This window comes from Alsobacter sp. R-9, from assembly GCF_054612375.1.
Map to the genome: position 1 here is coordinate 87,753 of NZ_JBTSWJ010000004.1, position 15,845 is coordinate 103,597.

General features: G+C 70.5%; 16 protein-coding genes. 10 read left to right on the plus strand and 6 right to left on the minus strand.

Translation table 11 applies throughout. The features are described from left to right. Positions 1 to 2: 2 nt before the first annotated feature. The 3 genes from ACX9GQ_RS08430 to ACX9GQ_RS08440 all read left to right on the plus strand — a co-directional run bounded on the left by ACX9GQ_RS08430 (position 3) and on the right by ACX9GQ_RS08440 (position 4,121). Complete coding sequence (locus tag ACX9GQ_RS08430; protein WP_459629072.1) at positions 3 to 602, plus strand: GNAT family N-acetyltransferase; 600 nt, start codon at positions 3 to 5, stop codon at positions 600 to 602. 131 nt (positions 603 to 733) lie between these two features. Next, positions 734 to 3,631, plus strand: a complete 2,898-nt coding sequence (locus ACX9GQ_RS08435; RefSeq protein WP_459629073.1) for a putative bifunctional diguanylate cyclase/phosphodiesterase — start codon at positions 734 to 736, stop codon at positions 3,629 to 3,631. Between the two features lie 4 nt (positions 3,632 to 3,635). Continuing rightward, entirely contained in the window at positions 3,636 to 4,121 is a 486-nt protein-coding gene (locus ACX9GQ_RS08440; RefSeq protein ID WP_459629074.1) for a class I SAM-dependent methyltransferase, read from the plus strand. Between the two features lie 210 nt (positions 4,122 to 4,331). Here the strand turns inward: ACX9GQ_RS08440 and ACX9GQ_RS08445 are convergent, their stop codons facing one another. Next, on the minus strand, positions 4,332 to 4,955 hold the full coding sequence (locus ACX9GQ_RS08445; RefSeq protein WP_459629075.1) for a YqgE/AlgH family protein: 624 nt from the start codon (positions 4,953 to 4,955) through the stop codon (positions 4,332 to 4,334). Positions 4,956 to 5,070: 115 nt separating this feature from the next. Here ACX9GQ_RS08445 and ACX9GQ_RS08450 point away from each other — a divergent pair, with 115 nt between their 5' ends. Then, positions 5,071 to 5,979, plus strand: coding sequence for a protein-disulfide reductase DsbD domain-containing protein (locus tag ACX9GQ_RS08450; RefSeq protein ID WP_459629076.1), 909 nt, complete (start codon positions 5,071 to 5,073; stop codon positions 5,977 to 5,979). 48 nt (positions 5,980 to 6,027) lie between these two features. Then, positions 6,028 to 6,513: a redoxin family protein gene (locus tag ACX9GQ_RS08455; protein ID WP_459629077.1), complete on the plus strand. Its 486-nt coding sequence runs from the start codon at positions 6,028 to 6,030 to the stop codon at positions 6,511 to 6,513. Positions 6,514 to 6,555: 42 nt separating this feature from the next. Here the strand turns inward: ACX9GQ_RS08455 and rnhA are convergent, their stop codons facing one another. The 3 genes from rnhA to ispH are packed head-to-tail and all read right to left on the minus strand — an operon-like array spanning position 6,556 to position 8,976. Further along, positions 6,556 to 7,014: a ribonuclease HI gene (rnhA, locus tag ACX9GQ_RS08460; RefSeq protein WP_459629078.1), complete on the minus strand. Its 459-nt coding sequence runs from the start codon at positions 7,012 to 7,014 to the stop codon at positions 6,556 to 6,558. Further along, entirely contained in the window at positions 7,011 to 7,976 is a 966-nt protein-coding gene (locus tag ACX9GQ_RS08465; protein WP_459629079.1) for a homoserine kinase, read from the minus strand. The genes rnhA and ACX9GQ_RS08465 overlap by 4 nt, the downstream gene beginning before the upstream one ends. A gap of 4 nt (positions 7,977 to 7,980) precedes the next feature. Continuing rightward, positions 7,981 to 8,976: a 4-hydroxy-3-methylbut-2-enyl diphosphate reductase gene (gene ispH / locus ACX9GQ_RS08470; RefSeq protein ID WP_459629080.1), complete on the minus strand. Its 996-nt coding sequence runs from the start codon at positions 8,974 to 8,976 to the stop codon at positions 7,981 to 7,983. A 159-nt stretch (positions 8,977 to 9,135) separates the two neighbouring features. Here ispH and ACX9GQ_RS08475 point away from each other — a divergent pair, with 159 nt between their 5' ends. The 4 genes from ACX9GQ_RS08475 to ACX9GQ_RS08490 all read left to right on the plus strand — a co-directional run bounded on the left by ACX9GQ_RS08475 (position 9,136) and on the right by ACX9GQ_RS08490 (position 13,954). After that, the gene (locus tag ACX9GQ_RS08475) at positions 9,136 to 9,750 is read left to right on the plus strand and encodes an HAD family hydrolase (RefSeq protein WP_459629081.1); all 615 of its coding nucleotides are present in this window, start codon (positions 9,136 to 9,138) and stop codon (positions 9,748 to 9,750) included. A gap of 90 nt (positions 9,751 to 9,840) precedes the next feature. Beyond that, positions 9,841 to 11,688, plus strand: a complete 1,848-nt coding sequence (locus ACX9GQ_RS08480; RefSeq protein ID WP_459629082.1) for a monovalent cation:proton antiporter-2 (CPA2) family protein — start codon at positions 9,841 to 9,843, stop codon at positions 11,686 to 11,688. After that, on the plus strand, positions 11,685 to 13,061 hold the full coding sequence (locus ACX9GQ_RS08485) for an MATE family efflux transporter (protein WP_459629083.1): 1,377 nt from the start codon (positions 11,685 to 11,687) through the stop codon (positions 13,059 to 13,061). The genes ACX9GQ_RS08480 and ACX9GQ_RS08485 overlap by 4 nt, the downstream gene beginning before the upstream one ends. Positions 13,062 to 13,129: 68 nt before the next feature. Further along, positions 13,130 to 13,954 (plus strand): DUF937 domain-containing protein, encoded by an 825-nt coding sequence (locus tag ACX9GQ_RS08490; RefSeq protein WP_459629084.1) that lies wholly within the window; start codon positions 13,130 to 13,132, stop codon positions 13,952 to 13,954. A 93-nt stretch (positions 13,955 to 14,047) separates the two neighbouring features. On the opposite strand, the gene ACX9GQ_RS08495 is transcribed toward ACX9GQ_RS08490, so the two are convergent. Next, positions 14,048 to 14,395, minus strand: a complete 348-nt coding sequence (locus ACX9GQ_RS08495) for a DUF1127 domain-containing protein (RefSeq protein WP_459629085.1) — start codon at positions 14,393 to 14,395, stop codon at positions 14,048 to 14,050. 203 nt (positions 14,396 to 14,598) lie between these two features. Between ACX9GQ_RS08495 and ACX9GQ_RS08500 the strand changes: the two genes are divergently transcribed. Beyond that, the gene (locus ACX9GQ_RS08500) at positions 14,599 to 15,489 is read left to right on the plus strand and encodes a LysR substrate-binding domain-containing protein (RefSeq protein WP_459629086.1); all 891 of its coding nucleotides are present in this window, start codon (positions 14,599 to 14,601) and stop codon (positions 15,487 to 15,489) included. Here the strand turns inward: ACX9GQ_RS08500 and ACX9GQ_RS08505 are convergent, their stop codons facing one another. Further along, positions 15,490 to 15,657: a Flp family type IVb pilin gene (locus ACX9GQ_RS08505; protein ID WP_459629087.1), complete on the minus strand. Its 168-nt coding sequence runs from the start codon at positions 15,655 to 15,657 to the stop codon at positions 15,490 to 15,492. It lies immediately after the preceding gene. Positions 15,658 to 15,845 lie beyond the last annotated feature (188 nt).

Sequence of the window (15,845 nt, forward strand, 5' to 3'; positions counted from 1 at the left end):
GCATGGCGTTCTTCCGGCTCACCTCTCCCAGCGACGAGACGCCGATGGTGCGCGGGCGCGGGTTCTTCCTGCGGCCGCCCCGCTCGGACGACCACTCGGCGTGGGCGCATCTGCGCGAGGAGAGCCGGGAGTTCCTGCGTCCGTGGGAGCCGATCTGGCCGTCGGACGACCTCACCCGCTCGGCGTTTCGCCGCCGGGTGCGGCGCTACCAGCACGAGATCGACGAGGACCAGGCCTATCCGTTCTTCCTCTTCCTCGAGGACGGCACGCTGATCGGCGGTCTCACCCTCGGCATGGTGCGGCGCGGCGTGGCTCAGGCGGCGACGCTCGGCTACTGGATGGGCGCGCCTTATGCGGGCAAGGGCCACATGACACGCGCGGTGCGCGCAGCCGCGGGCTATGCCTTCGACACGCTGCGCCTGCGCCGCCTCGAGGCGGCCTGCGTGCCCATCAATGCGGCCTCGACCCGCCTGCTGGAGAAGGTCGGCTTCCGGCGCGAGGGCTACGCGCGGCAATACCTGTGCATCAACGGCGTCTGGCAGGACCACCTGCTCTACGCGCTGTTGCGCGACGACTTCCGCTTCGACACAGGATCGCCGTGATCAGGGCTCACTGGAGCGCGTCGCACGGCCGGGGCGCGGTTGCCTTGCCCGGTCACCGGCGTGGGACTACCACTGGCACATCCGGCCGCCCGGCAGGATCATTCGCGTGCCGCCGTCGAGGTTCGTCGTCCTTGCGTCATCTGCTGAATGTCCTTCTCGTCCTCGGCGGCCTGCTCGCCGGCCTCCTCGGCGGCGTCCTGCTGTCTGCAGGCCCGGCGCTGGCGCTGGACCCGGTGGCGGTGAAGGCCGAGGGCGGCACCATCGACCTCCTGCGATTCGTGCAGCGCTCGCGGTCGGACGGCGACCAGATCCAGATCTCCACCGCGCCCGGCTCCGACGGCATCGTGCGGCGCATCGCCATCAAGGCGAAGGAGGAGGGCACGCGGCCGGACTGGATCGTGTTCGCCCTGCGCAACGAGAGCAACGAGCAGCTGGTGCGCTGGCTCGTGGCGCCCCACTTCCGCCTCGTCGATTCGGGCGTCGTCTGGCCGGACCTCGGCTCGCAGCGCATCACGGCCGTCACGGCGAGCCAGGGCGAGAGCCCTGACCGCGAGGAGAGCGCCGAGGCCGACATCTTCGAGATCGTGCTCGATCCCGGCGCCACGGTGACCTACATCGCCGAGCTCGCCAACCCGCGGCTGCCGCAGCTCTACCTGTGGAATCCGGACGACTACAAGGAGAAGATCAACGGGCTCACGCTCTACCGCGGCATCGTCATCGGCATCGCCGGCCTGCTGGCGCTGTTCCTGACGATCGTGTTCGTCGTGAAGGGCGCCGTGATCTTCCCCGCGGCCGCGGCGCTCGCGTGGGCAGTGCTCGCCTACATCTGCATCGACTTCGGATTCTGGCAGAAGATCGTGCCGACCTCGCCGGAGGGCGAGCGCGTCTACCGCGCCGCAGCGGAGGCGGTGCTCGCCGCCACGCTGGTCGTGTTCCTGTTCGCCTACCTCAACCTCAACCGCTGGCACGTGCGCTACAGCCACGTCACCGCCGTGTGGCTGCTGTTCCTCGGCGGGCTCATCGGGCTCGCGGTGTTCGACCCGAGCGTGGCGTCGGGCGTGGCGCGGATCTCCATCGCCGTCGTCGCCGCCGTCGGGTTCGTTCTCGTCATCTACCTGTCGACCCATGGCTACGACCGGGCCGTCCTGATCACGCCCACGTGGTTCCTGCTGCTGGCCTGGGTGATCGCGGCGGCCTTCACCATCGCCGGGGAGATCGCCAACGACGTGGTCTCGCCCGCCCTACTCGGCGCGCTGGTGCTGATCGTGATGCTGATCGGCTTCACGGTGATGCAGCACGCCTTCGCCGGGGGGGCCCTCGCGCAGGGGCTCGTCAGCGACGCGGAGCGCAAGGCGCTGGCCCTCGCCGGGTCGGGCGACAGCGTGTTCGACTGGGACGTGACCTCGGACCGGATCGTCGTCAGCCAGGACGTCGAGAACCAGCTCGGCATGAAGCGCGGCACGCTGGAAGGGCCGGCCGCCGGCTGGCTCGAAGTGATGCACCCCTTCGACCGCGACCGCTTCAAGGCGACGCTCGACGCCGTGCTGGAGCAGCGTCGCGGGCGCGTCCATCTCGACTTCCGCCTGAAGACGGGAGACGGGCACTACTACTGGTACGAGCTCAAGGCCCGGCCGGTCGTCGGCTCCGATGGCGAGGTGATGCGGGTGGTCGGCACCCTCGGCGACGTGACCGACGCGAAGACGGCCGAAGAGCGCATCCTGCACGACGCCGTGAACGACAATCTCACGGGCCTGCCGAACCGGCGCCTGTTCATCGACCGGCTCGAAAGCGCGCTCACCCTCTCCAAGGCCGACGACGCCGTGCGGCCGACGGTGATCGTGCTCGACATCGACCGTTTCAAGCAGATCAACGAGTCGGTGGGCGTGCCGACGGGCGACTCGATCCTGCTCGCCATGGCGCGGCGGCTCGGGCGCCTGATGAAGCCGCAGGACACGCTGGCACGCATCACGGGGGACCAGTTCGGTCTGCTCATCCTGTCGGAGCGCGAGCCGGAGCGGATCACGGTCCTCGCCGACACGGTGCGGCGCGTCATCACGGCGCCCGTGGTGTTCGGGGAGCGCGAGATCTTCCTCACCGCCTCGCTCGGCATCGCCCTGCCCGATCCCACGGCGCAGGGCCGCGGGGACGACGTCGTCCGCAACGCCGAGATCGCGATGATGCACGCCAAGCGCCTCGGCGGCGACCGGATCGAGGTGTTCCGCCCGGCCATGCGCGCGCAGCGGACGGACCGGATCGCGCTGGAGATGGACCTGCGACGCGCGCTGGAACGCAACGAGATCAAGGTGCTGTTCCAGCCGATCGTGCGGCTGGAGGACCGGACGGTTGCCGGCTTCGAGGCGCTGATCCGCTGGGATCATCCCAAGCACGGGCGCCTTGCCCCGTCGGAGTTCATCCCCATCGCCGAGGAGAGCGGCCTCATCGTCGACCTCGGCATCTTTACGCTGGAGAAGGCGAGTGCCGAGCTCGCCGCATGGCAGCGGGCCCTGGAGGTCGATCCGCCGATCTTCGTCAGCGTCAACGTGTCGAGCCGCCAGCTCCTGCGCCACGACCTGCTGCAGGACGTGAAGCTCGCCATGAACCGCTGGGCCATCCAGCGCGGCACGCTGAAGCTGGAGATCACCGAGGGGCTGGTGATGGAGAACCCGGAGTATGCGGCGCAGATCCTGGCGCGGCTGACCGACCTCGGCGCCGGCCTCGCGCTCGACGATTTCGGCACGGGCTATTCGTCGCTGAGCTATCTCCAGCGCTTCCCGTTCGACACCATCAAGATCGACAAGTCGTTCGTGCGCCCCGACGCGAAGGGCAACCGGCCCGTCATCCTGCGCTCCATCATCACCATGGCGCACGACCTCGGGATGGATGTCGTGGCGGAAGGCGCGGAGACCGAATCGGATGCGGTCGAGCTCCACCAGTTCGGCTGCGAGTATGCGCAGGGCTACGCCTTCGGCCCTCCGATGACGGCGCTGGAGGCCCGCAAGCTCGTCGGCGCGGCGACCGAGGCGGCCTGACGGCATGAGCCGGCTCGACAGCGTCATCCGCCGTCTCGAGGCGCAGCGCCGGGCCCTCGACTGGGCCGCCGAGCGGGTGCGCGAGCGGCCGGGGCTCGTCGTGGAACTCGGCCTCGGCAACGGCCGGACCTACGATCACCTACGGGAGGCCCTGCCCGGCCGCGAGATCGTCGTCTTCGAACGCGCGCCGGCCGCCCATCCGGACTGCATGCCTCCGGCGCACCTGCTGGAGGTGGGCGACCTGCGCGACACCCTGCCCGCCTTCGCCGGCCGCCGTCCGGGAGAGGCGGTGCTGGTGCATGCGGACCTCGGGACCGGCGATGCCGCCGTGAACGCCGAGCTCGCCCGCATCCTGTCGCGGCTGCTGCCGCCGCTGCTGGCGCCGGCTTCCCTCGTGCTCTCCGACCAGGAACTCACCCTCGGCGTGCCGGACGAGGCGACGGTGCTGGGCCTGCCGGAGCGTCGCTACTTCGTCTACCGGATGCGGTAACGCGCCCGCGTTTCGTCCGCGGACCGTTCTCTCTTCACCACTCGAGCCTCCACGCCGCCGTCATCCCCGGCGCGCCGCAGGCGCGGGAGGGGGATCCAGACGGCCCCGGGCGTCCCTGCATCCCCTTCCCGCGTCGCTTCGCGAGGCGGCGGGGATGACGGCGGAAGGGATTACGCCGGGAACGACGGCAGACGTCCCGCCGCGCCGGGCTCACGCGTGCCCGGCCTCGCTCGACAGCATGGCGGGGTCGACGCCGATCTTGCGCATGGCGCGCTCGTACTTGGTGTCGAAGCCGCCGTCGAAGAGGAAGGCGGGGTCGGCGTCGCAGTTGAGCCAGCCGTTCTCGTTGATCTCCGTTTCCAGCTGGCCCGCCCCCCAGCCGGCGTAGCCGAGGGCGAGGATGGCGTCCTTCGGACCTTCCCCCTGGGCGATGGCGCGCAGGATGTCGACCGTCGCCGTGAGGCAGATGCCCTCGTCGATCGGCAGGGTCGAACGGTCGATGAAGAAGTCGGCGGAATGCAGCACGAAGCCGCGGCTCGTCTCGACGGGGCCCCCCTTCAGCACCGCGACCGTCTCGGCCCGGGTTGGCAGGGTGATGCCCTTTGCGGTGGGGATAATCTCGAGCTGCTCCAGCAGGTGCGGCAGCGCGATGTTGGGAGCCGGCTGGTTGATCACGAGCCCCATCGCGCCTTCCGGCGAGTGGGCGCAGACGTAGATGACGGTGCGGGCGAAACGCGGATCAGGCATCCCCGGCATGGCAACCAGCAGTTGGCCATCGAGGAAACCGCGTGAGCCCATATCCTCACCAATGTTCAACGGATCCAGTTCAATCATCGTAGCCCCTTTCCAACGCGAAGCCAACGCGACGCCCCTCTCCTTGGTTCATCCAGCCGCCATCACGGGCTTATCACTTGGAACCTGGCCGGCCCGGATGCATGAACATGTGATGATGGATTTCGCGTTCCGGAAGCTGCGCCGGCCTGCATTTCCTGGCACGGTCTTCGCCGTGCTGGCCTGCGTCTGCGCCGCCGTGGTCGAGGCGGGGCCCGCGGCCGCGCCGGGCGCGTCGCCGTGGTCCCCCGGCCTGCATTCCGCGATCCGGCTCGTCGACGGCGGTCCCGACATCGCGGACACCGCGGCATGGCGTGCCGGCCTCGAATTCCGCATGGATGCCGGGTTCAAGACCTACTGGCGGACGCCGGGAGACAGTGGGCTGCCGCCGACCTTCGACTGGACGGGCTCCGAGAACGTCGCGGACGTCGCCGTGTCGTGGCCGGCGCCCTACCGGTTCGACGACCAGGCCGGATCGTCCATCGGCTATGTCGAGACGGTGCTGCTGCCCCTGCGCGTCACGCTGGCCGACCCGCGCAAGCCGGCGAGGCTCACGCTGAAGCTCGACTACGCGGTCTGCGAGAAGATCTGCATCCCGGCACGGGGAGAAACACAGCTCGTGCTTTCGCCGCGCGGACAGTCGACGACGCACGCGGTGGCGCTCGACCGGGCGGTGTCGCGGGTCCCGCGACCCGTCCCCTTCGGCGACCATGCGGCTCCCTCCATCGCCTCCGCCTCCGCCACGCCGGACGGAAAGGCCTTGAAGGTCACCGCCCACGTGCCAAGGACACCGGGCATCGTCGACGTCTTCACGGAGGGGCCCGACGGGTGGAGCTTCTCGGCACCCGTGCCGCTCGCCGTGCTCGACCGGCCCGACGGATCGCGCACGCTGACCTACCGCGTGACCGTCGACACCCGTCCCGCGGGCGCCCGGCTCGCCGACCTGCCGCTGCGTTTCACCGTGACCGCGGGCGAAGAAGCCGTCGAAACCAGCACGAAACTCGACGGCAAGGGCGACGCGCACTAGTTTCGGCAGCGCGGCCTCGGCCGAAACGTGACATCCATGGAGTTCCTGATGACGATCGCAGTCGGCGACACGCTTCCTCACGCCGTTTTCCGCGTCATGACGCCGGACGGCCCGGCGACGCGGACGACCGAAGAGGTATTCGGCGGTCGCAAGGTCGTTCTGTTCGGCGTGACGGCCGCCTTCTCGCCCACCTGCCACCGCAACCATCTGCCGGGCTACCTCGCCCACGCCGACGAGATCCTCGCCAAGGGCGTCGACGCGATCGCGGTCACCAGCGTCAACGACGTCTTCGTCATGGACGCGTGGGCGGAGACCACCGGCGCCAAGGGCAAGATCGAGTTCCTCTCCGATGGCAACGCGGACTTCGCAAAGGCCATGGGCCTCGCCATCGACGGGACCGGCTTCGGCCTCGGCATGCGCTCGCAGCGCTATTCCATGATCGCGGAGGACGGCGTGGTCACGTCGCTGGCCGTGGAGGACGTGCCGTCCAAGGCCGAGGTGTCGAGCGCCGAGGCGATGCTCGCCAAGCTCTGAATTCAGAGTTCGGACGGTTCGGCACACCGCGCGCGGTGTGCCCTACCGCTCCTTGAAGGGCGCCATGCCGGCCCGGGCGAGTTCGTCGACCCGCTCGTTCTCGGGATGCCCGGCGTGGCCCTTCACCCAGTGCCAGTGGACCTCGTGCCGGTGGCGGGCGACGTCGAGCCGCTGCCAGAGCTCGGCGTTCTTGACCGGCTTCTTGTCGGCCGTCTTCCAGCCGTTCGCCTTCCAGCCATAGAGCCAGGACGTGATGCCCTGGCGCACGTACTGGCTGTCGGTCCACAGGTCCACCACGCAGGGTCGCTTCAGCGCCTCCAGCGCCATGATGGCGGCCGTCAGCTCCATCCGGTTGTTGGTGGTGTCGGCCTCGCCGCCGTTCATCTCCCTGACCCGGTCTCCCCAGCGCAGCAGGGCGCCCCAGCCGCCGGGGCCCGGATTCCCCGAGCAGGCGCCGTCCGTGTAGATGATCACGCGGCCTTCGCCGGATGCTGCCGTCACGGGGCCCGCCCGTAGTCTGCAGCAGAATTGGCGCGCTCGTGGAAGCGCAGCTTGCGGAAGTATTCCAGCGGGTCCTTGGGCCGCACCAGCGCCCCCGGCGGCACGTTGAGCCAGTCGACGAGACGCGTCAGCATGAAGCGGATGGCGGCGCCGCGGCAGAGCACGGGCAGCGCCGCGACCTCGTCGGCGCCCAGCGGCCGGACCTTCTCGTAGGCGACGATCATCGCCTGGCCCTTGGTGAGGTTGTAGGAGCCGTCCGACTCGAAGCACCAGGCGTTGAGGCACACGGCAAGGTCGTAGGCCAGCGCGTCCGTGCAGGCGAAGTAGAAGTCGATCAGCCCCGTGAGGCGCTGGCCGAGGAAGAACACGTTGTCGGGGAAGAGGTCGGCGTGGATGACGCCCTCCGGCAGGCCCTGCGGCCATTCCCGCTCGAGCTTGCCGAGGGCTGCCTCCGCCGCGTCGCGCAGGCCGGGTTGCACCGTGTCCGCCCTGTCCCTCGCCGCGTCGAACAGCGGCCGCCACCCGTCGACCGACAGCGCGTTCGGGCGGCGCATGGGGAAGTCCGAGCCGGCGAGGTGCAACCGCGCCAGCGCCTCGCCCACGCCGGCGCAGTGGTGCACGCCGGGCCGGCGCACGCCCATGCCGTCGAGGAAGGTGACGATCGCCGCCGGACGCCCGGCCAGCCGGCCGAGGGCGGCGCCGGAGCGGTCCTTCACCGGAAGCGGGCAGTTCAGGCCGCGGGCGGAGAGATGCTCCATCAACCCGATGAAGAAGGGCAGGTCCTCCTCCTTCACCCGCTTCTCGTAGAGGGTGAGGATGTAGAACCCCTTCTCGGTGTGGAGCAGGTAGTTCGAGTTCTCCACGCCCTCGGCGATGCCCTTGGCGGCGAGCACGCCGCCGATGTCGTAGCGGGCGACGAAGGCGGCGAGTTCTTCGTCCGAGACGTCGGTGTAGACGGCCAAGGCGCTACTCCGCGGCGCCGGCGGTGGCGCCGTCCTTCGGGCGCAGGTCGCGCGGCAGGGGGAAGAAGACGCTCTCGTCCGCCGTCGAGACGGTCTCGACCGTCACCTCGTAGCGCTCGGCAAAGGCGTCGATGATCTCCTCGACGAGGATCTCCGGCGCGGATGCACCCGCCGTCACGCCGAGGCTGCGCAGGCCGGTGAAGGCCGGCCAGTCGATGTCCTGCGCGCGCAGGACAAGGCGGGAGACGGGGCAGCCCGCGCGCTCCGCGACCTCGCGCAGGCGCTGCGAGTTGGAGGAGTTCGGCGAGCCAACGACGATCATCGCGTCCACCGAAGGCGCCACGCGCTTCACAGCCTCCTGGCGGTTGGTGGTGGCGTAGCAGATGTCCTCCTTGTGGGGAGCGACGATGGCGGGAAACCGTGCGCGCAGCGCCTCGACGATCTCCCGCGTGTCGTCCACCGACAGCGTCGTCTGCGTGACGAAGGCCAGCGCCTCGGCATTGGCGGGGGCGAGCCTCTCCACGTCCTCCAGCGTCTCGACGAGGAGCACAGCGCCCTCCGGCAGCTGGCCCATCGTGCCGACGACCTCCGGATGGCCGGCATGGCCGACGAGGATCACCGTTCGGCCGCGCTTGTGGTGGATCTCCGCCTCGCGGTGCACCTTCGTCACCAGCGGGCAGGTCGCGTCGATGGCGAAGAGGCCGCGCTCCTCGGCCTGCTGCGGCACGGCCTTCGGCACGCCGTGGGCCGAGAAGATGACGGGGGCGCCCGTCTCCGGCACCTCGTCGAGCTCGTCGACGAAGATGGCGCCCTTCCGGCGCAGCCCCTCGACGACGTATTTGTTGTGCACGATCTCGTGGCGCACGTAGACCGGCGGGCCGTGGATGCGCAGGGCCTGCTCCACGGCGTCGATGGCGCGGACCACGCCGGCGCAGAAGCCGCGCGGGGCGCAGAGCAGCACGGTCAGCGGCGGCTTTTCGGGGGAAACGGCGGTCGACATCGGCGGCATCGGTCCGGAAGTCGGCCGGAAGCCGACGGGGCGGCGGAGCGAGCGAGGGCATGGCCCTTGCGCTCGCGATCCGCCTCGCGTTTGTGTGACCTTGCGGCGTCGAGGTCAAGCGCGCCGCCTGGACCGCTGCCCCGCGACCGGATGGTGCCGATGCCCCTGCGATATGCCCTCTTCGACATGGACGACGTGCTCTGCCACTACGACGTCGACCGCCGCATCGAGCGGCTCGCCGGCCTCGGCGGGACCACGCCGGCGGCGGTGAAGGCACGCATCTGGGACTCCGGGTTCCTCGACGAGGCCGACCGGGGCGGGCCGTGGACCGCGGACGCCTTCCTCGCCGAGTTCGGCCGCCGTCTCGGCGCGCCGGTGGGGCGCGACGCCTGGGTCGAGGCCCGGCGCATCGCCATGCTCCCGTTCAACGACGTGCTGCAGACCCTCGGCACGCTGTCCGCGACGACGCCGATCGGCATCCTCACCAACAACGACGCCCTGGTCGGGGAGACGCTGGACACGCTGTTCCCGGCGCTCCGGCCGCTGTTCGGCGAGCGGATCCTCGTCTCCGCGGAGCTCGGCCTCGCCAAGCCGGACCCTGATTGCTTCGTCGAGGCGTGCCGAAGGCTCGGCTTCGTCCCGGAAGAGACGTTCTTCACGGACGACCGGCCGGAGAACGTCGAGGGAGCACGGGCCGCCGGGCTGAAGGGGCACGTCTTCCGCGACCATGCCGGCCTCGTCAGCGCGCTGCGCGGCGCAGGCTTCGCCGTCTGACCCGCACGGCGGGAATCACCTTCGCGGGAACGGGGTCGCCGAGGGCGCGCTCCTTGCCTATGGTGGGGGCCGCTCCCCTCGGATCCCCCCATGGCCTCAGCCCACGACGCCAGCTTCCTTTCGCCGATCCTGATCTTCTGCGCCGGGGCCGTGGTGGCCGTGCCGGTGTTCAAGCGGGTCGGGCTCGGGGCCGTGGTCGGCTATCTCGCCGCGGGCCTCGCCATCGGCCCCGCCGGATTCCGGCTCTTTACCGACGCCGCCACCGTGAGCGCCGTGGCGGAACTTGGCATCGTGCTGCTGCTGTTCGTCATCGGGCTGGAGCTCAAGCTCTCCAAGCTCATGGCCATGCGCCGCGACATCTTCGGGCTCGGCGCCGCGCAGTTCGCGGGCAGCGCCGCGCTCATCGCGCTCGCGGCATGGCCGCTGGGCCTCAGGCCCGGCGGGGCCGTCGTCGTCGGCATCGCGCTCGCCATGTCGGCCACCGCCATCGCCCTGCAGATCCTCGACGAGCGCGGTTCGCTCCAGTCGCCCTACGGGCAGCGGACCTTTTCGGTGCTGCTGTTCCAGGACATGGCCATCGTGCCGATCCTCGCCCTCGTGCCCTTCCTCGCGCCGGGCGGAGCGGAGACCGGAGGAGGGTTCGTCGACACGCTGAAGGACGTGGGCGTCGCGATCGGTGCCCTCGCCGCCATCGTTCTGGCGGGCCTCTACCTGCTCAACCCGCTGTTCCGCCTGCTGGCGATGACCGGGGCGCGCGAGGTGCTCACCGCCGCGGCTCTGCTGGTGGTGCTCGGCAGCGCGCTGCTGATGCAGGTCGCCGGCATGTCCATGGCGCTGGGCGCCTTCATGGCCGGCCTTCTGCTCGCCGAATCGAACTTCCGGCACCAGCTGGAGGCGGACATCGAGCCGTTCCGCGGCCTGCTGCTCGGGTTGTTCTTCATGAGTGTCGGCATGTCCATGGACGCCGCGCTCATCCTCGAGCGCCTGCCGCTGCTGCTGGGCCTCGCGGCTCTTCTCATCGCCGGCAAGATCGCGGTCGCCTATGCGCTCGAGCGGCTGTCCCGCTCTTCCCGGCGTGACGCGGTGCGCAGCGCGGCGCTCCTCGCGCCGGCGGGGGAGTTCTCGCTGGTGCTGCTGCCGCTCGCCGGCTCCCTCGCCATCCTCACCCCCGGACAGGCGAGCCTCGCGACGGCGCTGGCCGCGCTGACAATGGCGCTCGGCCCGCTGGTGGCGAAGGGGATCGAGCTGGCGCTCGACCGGCAGGACGCCCGGCGGCCCGAACCGGAGTTCGACCTTTCGGCCTTCGACGGCGTGCAGGGCAGCGTCCTCGTCATCGGATTCGGCCGGTTCGGCCAGCTGACGACGCAGGTGCTGCTGGCCGAGGGCGTCGACGTCACCGTCATCGACAAGGATGTCTCGCGCATCCAGGCGGCCGCCCGGTTCGGCTTCAAGGTGTACTACGGCGACGGCACCCGCCTCGACGTGCTGCGCGCCGCCGGCGCCGCCAACGCCCGGCTGGTCGCCATCTGCGTCGACGACCGCGCGGGGGCGCTCACGGTCCTCGAACTCGTGCGCGAGCATTTCCCGCTCGCCCAGACGCATGCCCGGGCGTATGACCGCATCCACGCGGTCGACCTGATGAACGGGGGCGTCGATTACCAGATGCGCGAGACGCTGCTCTCCGCCCTGCAGTTCGGGCGCGATGCCCTCGTGGCGCTCGGCGTCGATCCCGACCGGGCCACCGAGGTGCGCGAGGCGGTGATGGAGCGCGACGCGCAGCGTCTGGCACGCCAGCACGCGGAGGGCGAAGTGCGGCCGGCCGACTACTCCAAGGTGCCGCGGCTCACGCCAGAGCCGCTGTCCCAGCCCCGTGCCAGGCCGCGCGCCCTGTCGCCAGAGACCAGTGCCGCGCTCGACGCGCGCAGCGAGGACGCATGAGCGGACCCGGCGGCCCGCACGACGCGGTCTTCACCCGCGGATCGACCTTCCGGCACGTCACCGTCATGTCGGTGACGGGCGCGGTGGGACTTACCGCGCTCTTCGTCGTGGACCTCGTCTCGCTGCTCTACATCTCGTGGCTCGGGGACGTGAACGTCACGGCGGGCGTCGGCTTCGCCACGACCGTGTTCTTCTTCTCCACCTCCGTGAACATCGGCCTGATGATCGCCTGCGCGGCCTCGGTGTCGCGGGCCCTGGGGGCGCGGGACCGGGCGCATGCGCGGCGTCTGGCGGGATCGTCCTGCGCGTGGATCACGCTCATCGCCTTCGTCGTCGGGGTCGGCATGCTGCCGATCCTCGACCCGCTCCTCACGTGGCTCGGCGCCACCGGCGAGGCGCATGCGGTGGCGCACCGGTTCCTGATGATCAGCATGCCGTCCAACGTGCTGATGGGGCTCGGCCTGTCCTTCTCCGCCGTGCTGCGGGCGGTCGGCGACGCCCGGCGGGCGATGTACGTCACGCTCATCGGCGGGGCGGCGACGGCGGTGATCGATCCGCTCCTCATCTTCGGGCTCAAGCTGGGCGCCGACGGGGCGGCGTGGGCCGTGGTGCTGTCGCGCGCCGTCTTCTGCGTCATCGGCTACCTCGGCGCGGTGCGGCTGCACGACCTCGTGTCGCCGCCCGACCTGAAGGCGATGCTGGAGGACGCCCGGCCGCTCGGCGCCATCGCCGGACCGGCGGTGCTCACCAACGTCGCGCCGCCGGTCGCCAACGGCTTCATGACGGCGGTGATCTCGCCCTTCGGCGAGGAGGCGGTGGCGGCCAATGCCATCATCCTCCGCCTCACGCCGGTCGCCTTCTGCGTGCTCTTCGCGCTGGCCGGAGCGGTCGGGCCGATCTTCGGGCAGAACCTCGGCGCCGGCCTGCACGACCGGGTGCGCCGAACGCTGACGGACGGGCTCCTGTTCTCTCTGCTCACCGTCCTGCTCGCGTGGGCCGTGCTGGCGCTCGGCCAGAACGGGGTCGTCGCGCTGTTCCATGCGGAGGGAGAGACGGCCTCGCTCCTGCGGCTGTTCTGCACCGTGATCGCCGGAAGCTGGATCTTCCACGGCGCCCTCTTCGTGGCGAACGCCGCGTTCAACAATCTCGGCGCGCCGCTGCTCGCCACCGCGTTCAACTGGGGCAAGGCGACGCTCGGAACCGTGCCCTTCGCGCTCGCCGGCGCGCACTGGGGCGGTGCCGCGGGGGCGCTCGTCGGCCAGGGGCTGGGCGCCATCGTCTTCGGCATCGCCGGGGTCTGGGCCGCCTATGGCAGCGTCGAGCGCATCATCGCGCGCACCACGGCACGGCAGGCGGCCGCAGCGGGAGAGTGACGATCTTCCGACTCGTCCTGCCGGGAGAATGTTTCTAGTCTCGGGTCAGCGATCCGGGGACCGGCGGCATGATCAACCTCTTCGAACTGATGCGGCAGGCGCAGGGAAACCCCGCCGAGGCCATGGCCCGCCAGTTCGGTCTGTCGCCGCCGCAGGCGGAGAGCGCCATCGACGCCCTGCTTCCTGCCTTCGCCCTGGCCATCCAGCGGCAGATGCAGAACCCGCAGGCGTGGCCGAAACTGTTCCAGGCCTTCGCCACGGCCCAGCAGCAGACGATGATGGAGGCGGCGACGCGCGCGTTCACCGGCGCACCCGCTCCGTCTCAGGACGATCTCGCGGGCGCGCTGTTCGGATCGAACGAAATCGCGCGGCAGATCGCTGCGCAGGCCGCCGCCATGACCGGCGTCAGCCCTTCGGTGCTGCAGCAGATGCAGGCGACGATGGCGGCGACGTTCATGGCAGGGATCGGCAAGGCGATGGCCGAGCAGGGCATGAACGCGTGGGCGTCCGCCCTCTCCGGAGGGTCGGGCGGCAACCCCTTCGCCGCCTTCGGCGACATGATGGGCAGGATGATGCAGGCGGCGACGGCCCAGCCCGGCGCCGCGGCCGGCGAGGCGAAGCCCGCAGCGCCGCCGCCGCCGATGTCGGAGATGCTCGATCCCGCCGCCGTGGGGCAGATGATCAGCAAGATGTTCGGCGCGACGCCGCCCGAGCCGCCCCCGCCCCCGCCGCCGCCCCCTCCCCCGCCGACGTCGTCCGAGCTGGGCCTCGACGCGCTCAACCAGATGGTCGAGACGGGCCGCGAGGTGCAGGAGAACCAGCTGAAGGCGATGCAATCGATCCTCGAGCGGATGTTCCCCGCGGAGGACAAGGGCGAAGCCGGCAAGGCCTGACGTGAAAAAGGGCCCTGTCCGGAGACAGGGCCCTGAGGCGGGCGCCGCGAGGGGGGCTAGGAGAACGGCGCCGCTTGGAGGGCAGGCCGGCCGTCAGGCGGCGCGGCGGACCTCGTTGGATTCGAAGCTGTCCATCAGACGAGCCGATCGAAGATGCTCCCTGATCCGCGCGCGCTCGCTGATGCGCCGCTGGGCGGCGCTGGCGGCGAGAAGCGAGGAGGGATCCGACGTCAGCGGGTCCGTCAGCGCCTCGAACACGTCGCCGCGGGCGACGCCGAGATCCTTGAGCAGGTAGTCGTCGAGGGCCAGGAGATTGGACACCTGACGACGGTTCTGGAATCGCGTCCACCACGTGACCACCTTGGCGAGCACTCCCTGCCGGGCCACGGCAGGCGCGACGGCCGGCATGGTGGGGGTGGGGCTCAGAGCGGGGGCGGACATCGTGGTCTCCATCGGGTGGGCCGCCAGCGGCGGCGCTTTGCATCGGCACGGCGCCGACGGTGATGACGATGCGCCCACCGCATTCATCAGTCCAACGAATGTTTCGCATGGACAGCATCAGCCAAGTTGATCAATATGGATCTCGCCCGCCCTGACCGTCCCGCCCCGGGACGCCGTCCGGTCCGGGCCACAGGCACCCGGCCATGACCGCGCTCCTCGACATCGACCAGTTGCGCACCTTCGTTGCGATCGCCGAGACCGGGTCGTTCACCCGCGCCGCCGAGGTGGTCCACAAGACGCAGTCCGCCGTCTCCATGCAGATGAAGAAGCTGGAGGAGAGGCTCGGCAAGCCGCTCTTCGCGCGGGACGGGCGGGCCTCGAAGCTGTCGGACGACGGCGAACGCCTGCTCGACTACGCAAGGCGCATCCTGCGATTGAATGGCGAGGCGCTGGCCAGCTTCTCGGACGCCGAACTCGCCGGCCGCGTGCGCCTCGGGGTACCGGACGACTACGCCGACCGCTACCTGCCGGAGATCCTCGCCCGCTTCTCCCGCCTCAACCCCAAGGTCGAGGTGACGGTGGTGTGCGAGCCGACCCCGATGCTGGTCGATCGCATCCATGCCAACGACCTCGACCTCGCGATCATCACCCATGTCGACCAGCGCGGCGCTTCCGAGTGCATCCGCCGCGAGCGGCTGCTGTGGGTGACGTCGCAGCGCCATGCGGCGCAGGACATCGTTCCGCTGCCACTGGCGGTGGGGCGTCCGAACTGCAGCTGGCGGCTGGCGGCGACGGAACGCCTCGAACAGGCCGGGCGAAGCTACCGGGTGCTGTATTCCAGCTGGAACTCCAACGCCGTCGGCGCTGCCGTGCTGGCGGGACTGGCCGTCGGCGTGCTGCCGGAGAGCGCGATCCGGCCGGGCATGCGCATCCTCGGTCCGTCGGACGGTTTCCCGACGCTGCCGTCGTGCAAGATCGGCCTCGCACGCAACAGGCTGGAGAACTCGGCGCTTGCGGACGCGCTGGCGTGCCTCATCATCGCCAGTCTCGACAACCTGCGCGGAGGCGCGGGCGAGGCGGTCGCGGCAGAGTAGTCAGCTGCCCGCGCTGGCGATCGCCGTGGCGGTGCCCATGATGGTGTCGTGCAGCGCCTGGCGGATCGAGCCCGAGGCACCGATGATGACGATCGACAGAACGGCCGCGATCAGGCCGTACTCGATGGCCGTCGCCCCGCTCTCGTCCTTCCAGAAACGTCCGATCATCCGACCCATCCGCTCTTTCTGTCGTTCGCACGACGATGCCCGCGAATGGTGAACGGGTTTCCCAGCGCGATCGCCGCAATTTGACCGGGGGCCGCCGCACCGGGGCCGCGCGTGCCGGAATGGTGAACGCGCCGTCAAGCCATGGCTTCACCGCGTGATCCCCTCAACGGCCAGGGGTGCCCAGCAGT

Coding starts and splice junctions, on each gene's coding strand:
- ACX9GQ_RS08450 (WP_459629076.1), top strand. CDS start 5,071: ATGGATTTCGCGTTCCGGAAGCTGCGCCGGCCTGCATTTCCTGGCACG.
- ACX9GQ_RS08445 (WP_459629075.1), bottom strand. CDS start 4,955: ATGATTGAACTGGATCCGTTGAACATTGGTGAGGATATGGGCTCACGC.
- ACX9GQ_RS08500 (WP_459629086.1), top strand. CDS start 14,599: ATGACCGCGCTCCTCGACATCGACCAGTTGCGCACCTTCGTTGCGATC.
- ACX9GQ_RS08505 (WP_459629087.1), bottom strand. CDS start 15,657: ATGATCGGACGTTTCTGGAAGGACGAGAGCGGGGCGACGGCCATCGAG.
- ACX9GQ_RS08480 (WP_459629082.1), top strand. CDS start 9,841: ATGGCCTCAGCCCACGACGCCAGCTTCCTTTCGCCGATCCTGATCTTC.
- ACX9GQ_RS08440 (WP_459629074.1), top strand. CDS start 3,636: ATGAGCCGGCTCGACAGCGTCATCCGCCGTCTCGAGGCGCAGCGCCGG.
- ACX9GQ_RS08485 (WP_459629083.1), top strand. CDS start 11,685: ATGAGCGGACCCGGCGGCCCGCACGACGCGGTCTTCACCCGCGGATCG.
- ACX9GQ_RS08455 (WP_459629077.1), top strand. CDS start 6,028: ATGACGATCGCAGTCGGCGACACGCTTCCTCACGCCGTTTTCCGCGTC.
- ACX9GQ_RS08430 (WP_459629072.1), top strand. CDS start 3: ATGGCGTTCTTCCGGCTCACCTCTCCCAGCGACGAGACGCCGATGGTG.
- ACX9GQ_RS08475 (WP_459629081.1), top strand. CDS start 9,136: ATGCCCCTGCGATATGCCCTCTTCGACATGGACGACGTGCTCTGCCAC.
- ACX9GQ_RS08490 (WP_459629084.1), top strand. CDS start 13,130: ATGATCAACCTCTTCGAACTGATGCGGCAGGCGCAGGGAAACCCCGCC.
- ispH (WP_459629080.1), bottom strand. CDS start 8,976: ATGTCGACCGCCGTTTCCCCCGAAAAGCCGCCGCTGACCGTGCTGCTC.
- ACX9GQ_RS08495 (WP_459629085.1), bottom strand. CDS start 14,395: ATGTCCGCCCCCGCTCTGAGCCCCACCCCCACCATGCCGGCCGTCGCG.